The following is a 12,163-nucleotide window of genomic DNA, read 5'->3' as shown; positions in this document are numbered from 1 at the left end:
GCCCTGTCGTACAAGTCGCAAGCGAGATTAGCACTCTTGATCGTTGCATCAAAGCCACAGCAATCAATGGTTTTCAACTCTGGCCGAGCGGCGCCGATTGTGCCAGATGGACCATGGTACCCTTGGAGACTGGAAGCCGTGAAACAACCGCGCCGCTCACCGAAGAGACAGGGCGAAACGAAAGCAGAGGCCGGCAAGCGCGTGACGCTCGCGCGTGCGCTCTCCAAACTCGGCTATTGCTCCCGCACGCAGGCCGAAAAGCTGATCGCCGACGGCCGCGTCAGCGTCGGCGGTCGAACGACGACGGATCTTTCGCGCTGGGTCGATATCGACGCCGACAGGATTGCCGTCGACGGTGTCGTAATCGCGGCGGAAGCAAAGACCTACCTGATGCTGAACAAGCCGCGCGGGCTTGTCACCACGCGTGACGACCCGGAGGGGCGGCCGACAGTCTATTCTTGCCTCGGTGCCGCGGACGCGCGGTTTCTCTCGCCGGTCGGGCGGCTCGACAAGGCGAGCGAGGGACTGCTGCTCTTCACCAACGACACGGTCTTGGCACAGCGCCTGCTGGACCCGGAGACGCATCTCGGCAAGATCTACCATGTGCAGGTGGACGGCATCTTCGATGACGCCGCGGTCGCGGGAATGATGGAGGGGGTCGTGGAAGGCGGCGAACGGCTGCGGGCCAGGAACGTGCAGCGGCTGAGAAGCGGCGAACGCAACAGCTGGATCGAGGTCGAGCTGCAGGAGGGACGCAACCGCCAGATCCGCCGCATGCTGGACGTGCTCGGCTTCGAGTGCCTGCGGCTCGTGCGTGTGTCGATCGGCGAGATAAAGCTCGGCGACCTGGCGAAAGGTGCGGTCCGGCCTCTGACAGAGGCCGAGATCCGATATCTCCGGCAGCGCACCGGCCTTGAGGTTTGAGCAATGCGATGGGTGGAAATCCACCCATCGTCCGGCCCTCTTGTTTCCAAATCCACCCATATCACGCGCATCAAGCACGGAAATCGGCAAAGTGACCGCCAGCGGCGGTTGTCTGTGCTAAAATCCCATCTGCAAATAGGCGATCCAGTACCGGCACGGGAGGAACCATGCCGGCTGGTCCATAATTTCATCGGGAGGAAAAGATGAAAATTCTGCAAGCGCTTTTGGGCGCTGTCGCCGCCGTTTCCCTTTTTGCCGCTTCGGCCAGCGCCCAAAACTATCCGGAGCGTTCGATCACGATGGTCGTGCCGTTCTCGGCCGGTGGCCCGACCGACACGGTCGCCCGTCTCGTCGCCGAGTCGATGTCCAAGGATCTCGGCCAGCAGATCATCGTCGAGAACGTCGGCGGCGCCGGCGGCACGCTTGGCGCGGGCCGCGTCGCCCAGGCGGATCCCGACGGCTATACGGTGCTGCTCCACCATATCGGCATGGCGACCAGCGCCACACTCTATCGCAAGCTCGCCTACGACACGCTGAATGCCTTCGAATATGTCGGCCTCGTCACCGAAGTTCCAATGACGATCGTCGCCCGCAAGGACTTCGAACCGAGCGATCTCAAGGGGCTGATCGACTACGTCAAGGCCAACAAGGACACGGTGACGGTCGCCAATGCCGGCATCGGCGCCGCCTCGCATCTCTGCGGTATGATGTTCATGAGCGCGATCGATACCCAGCTCACGACCGTGCCGTACAAGGGCACCGGCCCGGCGATGACCGATCTGCTCGGCGGCCAGGTCGACATCATGTGCGACCAGACGACCAATACCACGAAGCAGATCCAGGGCGGCACGATCAAGGCCTACGCGGTCACTTCGCCTGCCCGTCTGAAGATCTTCCCCGATCTGCCGACGGCGCAAGAAGCCGGTCTTTCCGGTTTCCAGGTCGGCATCTGGCACGGCATCTATGCGCCGAAGGGTACGCCTGCCGAGGTGACCGAGCGCCTGTCGAAGTCGCTGCAGCTGGCGCTCAAGGATGAGAACGTCGTCGCCCGCTTTGCCGAGCTCGGCACGGAACCGTCGAGCGAGGCGGACGCGACGCCGGCAGCGCTAAAGGCCAAGCTCGAAAGCGAGATCGCCCGCTGGAAGCCGGTAATCGAGGCCGCCGGTCAGTACGCCGACTGATCGCGTGAGAGAACGCGCCGCCGCCACCGCCTGTCGCAAGACAGAATGGCGGCGGCAACCCGTTTCCGTTTGGTATGGACGCATCCTTCCTCGTCCCGGGTCGGGGCCAAGAGGGGACGTTGACAGCTGTCAACTCGATAAGGGTCCGGCGCCCTGCCCGGACAATGAGACGCGAGCACATACGCCTACAGGCTGCGCGTCTTAGTAGGCGCACAAAGGACGCTGCAGCACTTTGAATTACTGCATGTTTTTATCCCTAAATCGGCTACGATTGAAGGAACCATGCAAGAGAAGGGGAGCACGGCTCAACGGCTCCCGAACAAAATGGGGACACGATGAAATCCATCTCCTTCGACACGACCAATGCCCTGTGCGGCGGCATCCTGACGGCCGTCGGGCTGTTCTTCGCTTGGCAGTCGCTTAGCCTCGATCTCGGCACCGCCTTCCGCATGGGTCCCGGCTACTTCCCGCTTCTTCTTGCCGGCGTATTGACGCTGCTCGGCGTCGTCATCCTCGTACAGTCGACCCGCGTGCAAGGCGAACCGATGGGGGCGATCGCAATCCGCGGCATGTTCTTCATCCTGCCCGCGCCGATCTTTTTCGGGCTCACAGTGCGAGGCCTGGGTTTTGCGCCGGCAATCTTCTTCACGGCGCTCATCGCCTGTTTTGCCTCGCATCGCATGAAGCCGCATTGGGCGATCGCCATTTCGCTGGTGCTGGCCGTCTTTTCGGTGGCGGTGTTCAGTTATGGGCTCAAACTGCCCTTCGAACGCTTCGGCCCCTGGGTCCGGTTCTAGGAGGCGGTCATGGATCTTTTCAGCAATCTGGCCCTCGGCTTTACCACCGCCGCCTCGCCGGCCAACCTTCTTTTCTGCCTGATCGGCGTTATGCTCGGCACGCTGATCGGCGTGCTGCCAGGCATCGGCGCCACGGCGACGATCGCCATGCTGCTCCCGATCACGTTCCAGCTCGAGCCGGTCTCCTCGCTGATCATGCTCGCCGGCATCTACTACGGCGCGCAGTACGGCGGTTCGACCACGGCAATCCTGATCAACATGCCAGGCGAATCCTCCTCCGCGGTCACAGCGATCGATGGCTACCAGATGGCACGCAACGGCCGCGCCGGTGCAGCGCTCGCAATTGCGGCGCTCGGCTCGTTCTTTGCCGGAACCGTCTCGACCTTTCTCGTTGCAATCTTCGCGCCGCCGCTCACCGAAATCGCGCTGGAGTTTGGCGCGGCCGAATATTTCTCGCTGATGATCGTCGGCCTCGTCTCCTCGGTCGCACTGGCGCACGGCTCGATCGTCAAGGCGCTGGCAATGGTCGCGCTCGGGCTTCTGCTCGGCCTCGTCGGTACCGACATCTACACCGGCACGCCGCGCTTCACCCTCGGCATCCGCGAATATGCCGACGGGCTCAATTTCGTGGCGCTCGCCGTCGGCGTCTTCGGCATTGCCGAAATCCTGCGAAACCTCGAAAACGAGAAGACCCGCGAAGTGCTGATGGCGAAGGTCAGCGACCTGATGCCGACGCGCGACGATTTCAAGCGGATGTTCGCTCCCGTGGTGCGCGGCACCGTGATCGGCTCGGCGCTCGGCATCCTGCCGGGCGGCGGTGCGATCCTCGCGGCCTTTGCTTCCTACACGGTTGAAAAACGCATCTCGGATCGGCCCGAGGAATTCGGCCGCGGCGCCATCGCCGGTGTCGCGGGCCCGGAAAGCGCCAACAATGCCGGCGCGCAGACCTCGTTCATCCCTCTGCTCACCCTCGGCATCCCGGCAAACCCGGTGATGGCGCTGATGATCGGTGCGATGATCATCCAGGGCATCGTCCCCGGTCCGAACGTGGCGGTCGAACAGCCGGCGCTCTTCTGGGGCATCATCGCCTCGATGTGGATCGGCAACCTGATGCTGGTGGTCTTAAACCTGCCGCTGATCGGGCTCTGGGTGAAGCTCCTGAAGATCCCTTATTTCGTGCTGTTTCCGATCATCATGGCCTTCTGCTCGATCGGGGTCTACAGCGTCAATTCCAACGTCTACGATCTTTACGCGGTCGCCTTCTTCGGCCTCGTCGGCTACCTGCTCCTGAAGCTGCGCTGCGAGCCGGCGCCGCTCCTGCTCGGCTTCGTGCTCGGGCCGCTGCTCGAAGAGAACCTCAGGCGCGCCATGATCCTGTCGCGCGGCGACCCGACGACCTTCGTCACCCGTCCGATCAGCGCCGTCCTGCTGCTGATCGCAGCGATCGTGCTCGTCGTCGTCTTCCTGCCTGCCGTCAAGGCCAAGCGCGAGGAGGTCTTCGTCGAGGAGGATTGAGCGCGCCAAATGCCGCCGTCAGCCCCTTCACGGTTGACAGCGGCGCCCAAAAGGAACCTCATTGAGGTCGGGGACCGACGAGCAATCGGCGTGTGCCCCGACTTCACCGATCCCGATCCCACTGCATGTTCCTTGGATCGGGGCCGATTTGCGGACAAGACACGCAGCAATTCAAAGTACTACAGCGACTTTTGTGCGGCTGAAAAGACGCACGGCTACAGGAGGAGGTTCCATGATCCAGCGTCTGCTGGCCGCAGGCAGCCTGCTTTTTGCCGTTGGAGCAGCGCAGGCCGACGAGACGGCGTTTCTCGGATCACTCGAAGGACAGTGGACCGGCAGCGGCATGGTGAAACTCCGGATCAACCGGTCGCCGATGAACGTGTCCTGCGTCTTCAATTCCGAGGCCAGCGGTCAGGCCCTGTCGATGAAGGGAACCTGTCGCAGCCTGATTGTCGTGTCACGCGCCGTTGGCGCCGACTTGAAGGTCAATGGGGCAAGCTACAGCGGCACCTATGTCGGGCCGAGCGGCAGACGGGCCGGCTTGACCGGAAGCCGAAGCGGCAATGCGATCAACCTCACGATCCGCTGGCCGAGGCTGGTAAACGGCGACCGCAGCGCAAACCTGACCGTGCAGAAGGTCGGACAGAACGGCATGAGACTCGTGACGACTGATGTCGACCCGAGCTCCGGCGACAGCGTCGTCACCAGCGACATCAACCTGCGCCGGCAATGAACGTCGCCGAACGCAAAGCGCTGACTCATTGCAGAATAATGCAGGCTAAAGCACGCCCCAGCCGCGATACCGTCCCCTGCCCGTCATCTCGCGCACGCCGAGTTCGCGGACCAGATTGAGGGCGCTACGCGGCGTGACACCGACATGGCGGGCGATCAGCGCCGTCGAGACGATCGGCCTCGACAGAACGAGATCGATCAACCCAGGGAGATTGCTGCTGGACCGGCGGTCCCTGACCCGCATCTCCATCTGCGTTTTTGCCAGAGAAAGGCGATCGAGTTCCTTCAAGCCGAGATCGGCCGTCACCGACATCGCCTCAAGAAATGCAAGGAGCCGCGTCAGCCTGTCCTTTGACCGGCGGCGTTCGTGGCGGATGGTCTTCAGGCCGGTGTTGAACGCCAGCACGTGCGAGGACACTTTTCCGCGAAAACGCAGGTAGGCTCCGACGAGCAGCGAGCCGAGCCAGTGCTGGCGCCTCAGCGGCTCGATGTGGTCCCAGGCGTCGAAGAGAATTGCCGCCCCGAGAGAAGCTGGCAACTGATCGGCCGTCGAAAGCACGGCACGCCAGGCATCGAGCCGCCGCTCTTCGTCCCAATCCTCTTCGAACAGCAATCCGAGCTGGCCCAAGGGTTCCGCGCTCGCCTTCGCGGCTGCCGACGCCGCCGGCTCCATATCGGCGATGCCGCTCGCGTGAATATCGAGCAAGCGTCGTGAGCGCGCCATCGCCGCATCGAGTTCGGCAAATTCGGCGGCGAGCGGATTCTCATCCATTTCGTCTTCCTTGTCCGAAAGCCCGATATCCCGATGACCTTCGACGGGGCGATCGTTGTGCTCGGTAACCCCACCCTCGCCTCTCAGCGCGTTCAGTCCGGCGCTCGTCAGCGCCCAGTCCCGATCGGCAAGATCCAGCCGGCGGCGGGCGCGCAGCACCGCATGGGCGATCGTCAACTCATGGGAGGGTGCGCGCGCATCCATATGTGCATCGTGCAGCACGAGGTCTTCGACATGCACCAGTTCACCGGCGACCCAGAGCGCCGCGGCCGCATCGAAGAACTGCCCACGCTCGCGAAACCCCTCCGAAACCGGGTGCCGACCAGCCCGCTCGTCGAGACGCGCAAGGCTGTCTTCCGCCGCAATCAGGGCCGGCAGCAGTGTTGGATGAAGCGGATCCGGGGTCTCGTATGTCATTTTAAAGACGAAGCGTTATCGACGAAACGGAAGGTAACACGCGATATCTTTCCGTCACAGGCTTCCCGGCCTTTCTCCCCTGCTAATATCCGCGTCGACCCTGGGTCGTTCGAAAAGGTGACCCCGGCGCCGGCCCACGCGCGTATTGCGCCGCAGCCTCGACTTCGACGCGCTCGGACGAGTTGACAGCTGTCAACACGCACCGCGGTCGGGCGACATTCTTTTCGTCGCGACGGCGTCGGATCGGCGGCCGCAGCCGTCAAGAACCTGCGAGACGATCGTGCGGGCGCGCCGTTGACAGCTGTCAACTGACATCGATATGAAGTCGGCCACGATCGAAATGCCGGCTGCATTCCTCGGAGAAGACGGGCCGGAGGGTCAGGAATGACGGGTAGCTTGCGACGTCGCTGCGGTTCTCATTCGAGGCCGAGCGTCATGCAGGCATGGGTCAATCGGCGTTTCGTGACCGTGCCTTACTGAATGCGCGAGAGCGCAGCAGCAGGATGGAAAGTCGAAAGCAATTCCCCGACTGTCGAAGTTACAGGCCGCACCTTTGAGACCGATGGACAGGTCGGCTGTTGCGGAAAGAGCTGTCGGCAAAGAATGGAGAGCCCATGGCAAGCGTTCTGGCGGCAAGTGGCGGCGTCAAACAGGTGATATGCATCAACTGGGGCACGAAATACGGTCCGCCCTTCATCAACCGGCTTTACGCCATGGTGGCACGCAACATCACGCCGCCTTTCACCTTCACCTGTTTCACCGATAACCGCAGCGGCCTGCGTCCCGAGATCCTTTGCGAAGATCTGCCACCGCTCGATGTCGCGATGCCGGTGAACAGCAAAGGCATCTGGCCGAAAGCGCGGCTGTGGGGTCCGAAGCTCGGCAACCTCACCGGTCCGGTCCTGTTCCTCGACCTCGATCTGGTGATCGTCGGATCGCTCGATGCCTTCTTCCAGTATGGCGGGGCGGATGACGTGATATTGGCGCGTAACCAGACGACGCCCTTTGAACGCCTCGGACAGACGTCGTTGTTCCGGTTTCCGGTCGGCAAGCTCGTTCCGTTGCAGGAAAAGTTCCGCGCCGACCCGCAGGGCGTGGCTGATGAATACAGCTTCGAACAACGCTTCGTAACCCGCAACGCCCCGGGCGGCGTCAAACTCTTTCCGCGGCGCTGGGTTCTGCATTTCCGCCAGGATTGCCGCTGGCCCTTCCCGCTCAACTATTTCCTGGCACCGCGGCTGCCTGCCGATGGCCGCGTCGTGATCTTCCCCCGTAACCTCCTGCCGCAACATGCGATCGATGGGCAGTTCGGCTACAAGGGGCGTCCGGCGTCACCGCTTGGACATATCCGCGACCTGTTTTCGCGTGACCGCCGGCAGAAAGGCGTGTTCGGCTATCTGCGCCACTACATCCGTCCGACGCCATGGGTGGCGGAACACTGGCGCGAGTGAGCGGCGACTGGCGAGCCGCCTTTCATCGAAGGGGGGGAGCGTGCACCTTCGTTTGTTGAGGCGTCATGCCGCTCGCAAAGCCTTTACGCGCATTTCATGGAGTTGTTTTCCTGCTTGCTTCCTTGAACCGGGAAAGGCTTTGGCGTCTGACAGGACGGCGCGCTGCGGGACCCTCTAAGCTTGAGCCGCGTCAGCTGATTTTCAGCCTACGGGCGCCGGGTCAGCCATGCTGTTGACAGCTGTCAACCTTGGATACTTGTCGGGTTCGAGGAGGCTCGCCGGCTTCGTTCTTATCCGGCTGCCGACAATGCGGAATGTCGCTGTTTCTGGATGTCCGAGGTGTCGGAAATTATGGGCGAGTTAGCTTCCGCAACGGGAAATTAAACTCTTTTCTGCCAATGCGTTACGATAGACGCAGAATTGTTAAGAAACCACCACCAGACCCATGCCAAATGCATATCCGGGCGAATCCGTTACGCCGCCCAGTTTCCAATATTTCGCTCGGCAAGGCAATGGTTCAGCACGATGCTGGCCAACGACAGTATCACTTGTCCCCTGCCCTATCTCGTTGCACACGGGCCGACGGGAAGTTTCCTTCCGGTGATTGCGCGTCGCGTTCAAGCGGACTGATGCGCGCCTGTAGGTCATGCTTTTGTGTATGTCGTCGCCCCAAGATCGCTGCACCCTTTTGAGCGACATGCATTAACTCGCTAGGGCAAAGCCTCCACTTCTCCTTGCCCGACTCAACGCCGCGACCATCGGGGCAAGGGAAAATTCCTGACGTTGCGCGCGCCTGGTGAGTTCACGGAGATAGCCGCCCGGCGACGTGATCTGTTCCGCTCTTTCGAGGATGCAGGCGACGACGGTCGCCGTGTTCTCGCAGCCAAGGACGGAGCAGGCCTCGTCATAAGCATCGGAGCTGACATTGAGCATAGAACGGACGACGATCGCGGCCGTCATCAGATCCTTCCAACTCGAAATCCGGCCCGAAGGCCCATAGTCGGCGATCTGCGGGCAGGCTTGCAGAACGGCCGGCAGCGGGATTTCGCGGTTCGGTCGTTGAGATACGGTAGTCGAGCGATCGACGGCGATGGAAGGCGACGATGCTTTGCGTGGCGTGGGTTTCGGTGGCTGTTCTTTCAAAATCTCTGCAACGTTTGCATCGGTTGCTTTTCGCAAAACCGGTTCAGCTCCTTTTCCTAAGCCAACTTCAGATTCAGAAAGAGAGTCTGGATGTGAATTCTGTATGTGGCATCCATTCTGGTGATCATAGGTGTCCGTTTTTTGGAAATTGAGCAAGTTTTCCAATCGGTTGGCGAGATCGCAACGAAGGCGGTCCATTGAACTCAGCACTGCTTCGATTTCTGCGGTTGAGGGCTTGCGGGGAAGCTCGTTTATGAGCTCTTCAAACATCAGCTCGTAGTCCTGCCAATCGCTTTGGGGAGCGCTTTCGTGAATGAGCTCCAGCAACTTGGCAACGTCGCGCCGGCAGAGGGTCAATCTCTCACGCATGATGCGCAGATGCTGCCGTTCGGCGGCGAGCTCGGCGGCGGCGGTTTCAAATTCGGCCGCGCGTGCGATGAGCGGCGAAAGATCGAAGCCAAAAGCTTCGCCGACGGCACCGCCGTGGCTTCGCCGGGCGTAGCGCTTGCCATTCGGACTGTCGCGCCGAAGGATCAAGCCTGCTTCGACGAGCGCTGCGAGGTGTCGCCGCAAGGTCGTCCCGGCCATGCCATGCGCTCGAAGCGAAAGCTGGGCATTGGACGGAAAAACGACAAGGCCGGCGTCCCTGGACAGTTCCGTGCCGGGATAAAAGCTGAGCAGCGCGTTCAGCACCGCCAGAGAGCGATCGGAGACGGCAACCACGGTTTTGGCTTCGCAGAGCCAGCGAAACAATTTCCACTTGTCGACCGATCGCTCCGGCCGGGTGCGGCCGGCAGTGATTTGGCTTGCGAGCATGCCAAGCGTCATCGGCCGCCGCCCAAAGGGCGTCGTCACACTTCCACGTTCCATTTTTCTTCACCTTATCCAAGGCAAAAGAAAACCGTTCGCCGAAACGACGTCAAAAACTCTTGACACTGATTCGCGGAAATGGGATTCTCTAGTTGCTACACGAGAGAAGGGTTTCCGCAGCGCTAGTCGTTCGGAAGCCTTTTTCTTTTGCTCTGTTTAATCTCCTGTTTCCTGTTGGTATTCGAGGTACAGAGATTGCAGCCTCTGCCTCACGAAATCGGCAAATCCCGGCGCAACCTTCCTGCTGAAGGCAAGAGTCGTTTCTGACTCCGTCTCGCGGATGCGTACGGGACGTGTGCGGTCAGGCGCGATCCAGGCTTCCGCCTTTGGGCTCTCCTTGGCGGTACTGAGGAAGCCGAACAGCTTTTCGAAGCGCTGATCGCTTGCACCGGCCGGAAACTCGGTCTCTCCGACAAATTCGAGCGCCCGCGACCGGTTTCCATCGAGATCGAGAAGATCCGCGAGTTCCATCCATCGCCGGCGTCCAAAACCGGGCGCGGCACCGACCGTCTCGATCACCTCGACCGGTAGCCGGCGCACGACCGTGATCATTTTCGAGAGCGCCGCCTTGTCGACGCCAAGCGACGACATGATGATCTCGCGCGAGAAGCCGCGGTCCTCCAGACGCGTCGCAAACAGCGCACGCTCGATGAAGGAGAGATCCGTGCGGGCGTTGTTTTCCTGCCCCTGGGAGACGACGAGTTGTTCATCACTGAGATTGCGAATGACCGCCTTGACCGTCCCGCCGATTTCACGCTGCGCCGCCAGCCGCCGGTGGCCATAGGCGACTTGGTAGCGCTCCTTCGCCGTCGGATGCGGCCTGACGAGGATCGGCACCTGTTGTCCGTGGTCACGGATCTGCTGCACAAGCGCGGCTTGGGCCTCGGCGGTAACGCCGAGGCGGTCGACAACGAAGGAGGCATCGATCAGCGAGGGATCGAGATCGACGATCGATTGCCCTTCGGCGAGCTGGCGCTCCAGTTCCTCGGCGCGTTCCACCTTCTGCGTGATGTTCGAGAGCGATCTCGTAATCCCGCCGACGAGGCCGCTTGGGCGGTGGCCCGCTGCAAGGCCGGCAATCGGACGCTCGACGGCTGGCCGCTCTCCGTCGAGCGAAGCCGTCGGACTGTCGGAAATGCCGATCAGGTTCTTGCGCGCCATCGATTACTTCCTTCCCCAGACCTTGCGGATCATCTCTTCGATCTCCGCATTGACGAGCGAGAGCGACTCCATCGCCCGGTCATAGGTGCCGCGAATGAATTGCGAGCGCTCCACCTCGTAGAGCGTCTGCTTGGTGACGCCGGCGTCCGAGATGGCGGTCGACTTCACCATGGCATTGTGGAGCATGCGGTTGCCGAAGATCGCGCGCATGAAGCCGGTCATCTGGCTTTGCGGCCCATCGTTCGGCTCGAAACGGGTGACGAGATAGCGCATCCAGTCGTAGCTTGTGCGCCCACCGGCCTTTTCCACCACGGTCATGAGGTCGCTCGTCATGGACAGGAACTGCGACATCGACATCACGTCGAGCATCTGCGGATGCACGGTGATGAGCACCGACGTCGCGGCGCAGAGCGCCGACATGGTCAGAAAGCCGAGCTGCGGCGGGCAGTCGATGACGACGATATCGTAGAAACCCTCGATCTCCGAAAGCGTCTCGCCAATTCGCGCGAAGAACAAGGTTTCGGCCGATCCGCCGATCATGGCCTTCGGCGTTTCGTGTTCGAACTCCATCAGCTCGAGATTGCCGGGGATCAGGTGGAGATTGGCGGTGTAGGTGGAGCGGACAACGTCGGCGATCGGGCGCGGGTTGTCGTAGCGGATGGCGCCATAAAGTGTTTCCGCCTCGCCGACGTCGAGCTCCGGCTGGTGGCCGAAGAGGGCAGAAAGCGAAGCCTGCGGATCGAGGTCGATCGCCAGCACGCGATAGCCGCGCAGCGCGAGATATTGGGAGAGATGGGCGGACGTCGTCGTCTTGCCCGAGCCGCCCTTGAAATTCATCACCGATATGACCTGGAGCTTTTCGCCCGGCCGGCGGTGAGGGATGTATTTTCCGGTCTTCGCGCCTTCGTCGAGCACACGACGGATGCGATCGATATCCTCGACGGCATACATGCGCCGGCCGTTTGACAGCGGCTGCGGCCCGTGGCCTTCTGACGCGATCTGGCGCAGGTAACCTTCACCGATTCCGATGAAGGCCGCGGCCTCGGCCGGAGTGAACAGCCGCATTGTTTTTTGCGCCGTCGGGGAGAAGATCTTTTTCTGATGTTCCTGCAACTGATGAGCAAGCTCCTGAGCGTCGGCAGACAGGAGGGATGGCAAATGCTCCTGCTCCTCAAGACTCTGGATTTTCTGCTGCAACAT

At 61.6% G+C, this 12,163-nt stretch carries 10 protein-coding genes; 6 read left to right on the top strand and 4 right to left on the bottom strand.

Annotated elements, in window-relative coordinates; translation table 11 throughout:
- Positions 1-138: 138 nt before the first annotated feature.
- The 5 genes from QA637_RS18750 (at position 139) to QA637_RS18730 (ending at position 5,150) form a co-directional block, all read left to right on the top strand.
- Complete coding sequence (locus QA637_RS18750) at positions 139-924, top strand: pseudouridine synthase (protein ID WP_283066168.1); 786 nt, start codon at positions 139-141, stop codon at positions 922-924.
- A gap of 203 nt (positions 925-1,127) precedes the next feature.
- Positions 1,128-2,105 carry a tripartite tricarboxylate transporter substrate-binding protein gene (locus QA637_RS18745; protein ID WP_153443082.1) on the top strand — a complete coding sequence of 326 codons (978 nt, stop codon included), beginning with the start codon at positions 1,128-1,130 and terminating at the stop codon, positions 2,103-2,105.
- 335 nt (positions 2,106-2,440) lie between these two features.
- Positions 2,441-2,902 (top strand): tripartite tricarboxylate transporter TctB family protein, encoded by a 462-nt coding sequence (locus tag QA637_RS18740; protein ID WP_283066165.1) that lies wholly within the window; start codon positions 2,441-2,443, stop codon positions 2,900-2,902.
- 9 nt (positions 2,903-2,911) lie between these two features.
- Positions 2,912-4,417 carry a tripartite tricarboxylate transporter permease gene (locus QA637_RS18735; RefSeq protein ID WP_283066163.1) on the top strand — a complete coding sequence of 502 codons (1,506 nt, stop codon included), beginning with the start codon at positions 2,912-2,914 and terminating at the stop codon, positions 4,415-4,417.
- A 232-nt stretch (positions 4,418-4,649) separates the two neighbouring features.
- Complete coding sequence (locus tag QA637_RS18730) at positions 4,650-5,150, top strand: hypothetical protein (protein ID WP_153443074.1); 501 nt, start codon at positions 4,650-4,652, stop codon at positions 5,148-5,150.
- Positions 5,151-5,195: 45 nt separating this feature from the next.
- On the opposite strand, the gene QA637_RS18725 is transcribed toward QA637_RS18730, so the two are convergent.
- The gene (locus QA637_RS18725; RefSeq protein ID WP_283066161.1) at positions 5,196-6,338 is read right to left on the bottom strand and encodes an RHE_PE00001 family protein; all 1,143 of its coding nucleotides are present in this window, start codon (positions 6,336-6,338) and stop codon (positions 5,196-5,198) included.
- Between the two features lie 614 nt (positions 6,339-6,952).
- Between QA637_RS18725 and QA637_RS18720 the strand changes: the two genes are divergently transcribed.
- A complete protein-coding gene (locus QA637_RS18720) occupies positions 6,953-7,789 on the top strand; it encodes a glycosyl transferase (protein ID WP_283066160.1) in 837 nt (278 codons plus the stop codon).
- A gap of 702 nt (positions 7,790-8,491) precedes the next feature.
- Here QA637_RS18720 and repC read toward each other — a convergent pair.
- From repC to repA, 3 genes are all read right to left on the bottom strand, one after another.
- A complete protein-coding gene (gene repC / locus QA637_RS18715; RefSeq protein ID WP_283066158.1) occupies positions 8,492-9,802 on the bottom strand; it encodes a plasmid replication protein RepC in 1,311 nt (436 codons plus the stop codon).
- 156 nt (positions 9,803-9,958) lie between these two features.
- Positions 9,959-10,963 carry a plasmid partitioning protein RepB gene (gene repB, locus QA637_RS18710; RefSeq protein ID WP_283066156.1) on the bottom strand — a complete coding sequence of 335 codons (1,005 nt, stop codon included), beginning with the start codon at positions 10,961-10,963 and terminating at the stop codon, positions 9,959-9,961.
- A 3-nt stretch (positions 10,964-10,966) separates the two neighbouring features.
- Positions 10,967-12,160 carry a plasmid partitioning protein RepA gene (repA, locus tag QA637_RS18705; RefSeq protein WP_428843180.1) on the bottom strand — a complete coding sequence of 398 codons (1,194 nt, stop codon included), beginning with the start codon at positions 12,158-12,160 and terminating at the stop codon, positions 10,967-10,969.
- Between the last annotated feature and the right edge of the window lie 3 nt (positions 12,161-12,163).

The organism is Sinorhizobium terangae, from assembly GCF_029714365.1.
Taxonomy (GTDB): domain Bacteria; phylum Pseudomonadota; class Alphaproteobacteria; order Rhizobiales; family Rhizobiaceae; genus Sinorhizobium; species Sinorhizobium terangae.
The sequence above is the reverse complement of the archived record's forward strand: the minus strand, read 5'-3'. Positions and strand labels throughout refer to the sequence as shown.

Bases quoted from the DNA above. Each gene is read 5' to 3' on its own strand.
- QA637_RS18745 (WP_153443082.1), top strand. From the start codon at position 1,128: ATGAAAATTCTGCAAGCGCTTTTGGGCGCTGTCGCCGCCGTTTCCCTT.
- QA637_RS18740 (WP_283066165.1), top strand. From the start codon at position 2,441: ATGAAATCCATCTCCTTCGACACGACCAATGCCCTGTGCGGCGGCATC.
- QA637_RS18735 (WP_283066163.1), top strand. From the start codon at position 2,912: ATGGATCTTTTCAGCAATCTGGCCCTCGGCTTTACCACCGCCGCCTCG.
- QA637_RS18730 (WP_153443074.1), top strand. From the start codon at position 4,650: ATGATCCAGCGTCTGCTGGCCGCAGGCAGCCTGCTTTTTGCCGTTGGA.
- QA637_RS18725 (WP_283066161.1), bottom strand. From the start codon at position 6,338: ATGACATACGAGACCCCGGATCCGCTTCATCCAACACTGCTGCCGGCC.
- QA637_RS18720 (WP_283066160.1), top strand. From the start codon at position 6,953: ATGGCAAGCGTTCTGGCGGCAAGTGGCGGCGTCAAACAGGTGATATGC.
- repC (WP_283066158.1), bottom strand. From the start codon at position 9,802: ATGGAACGTGGAAGTGTGACGACGCCCTTTGGGCGGCGGCCGATGACG.
- repB (WP_283066156.1), bottom strand. From the start codon at position 10,963: ATGGCGCGCAAGAACCTGATCGGCATTTCCGACAGTCCGACGGCTTCG.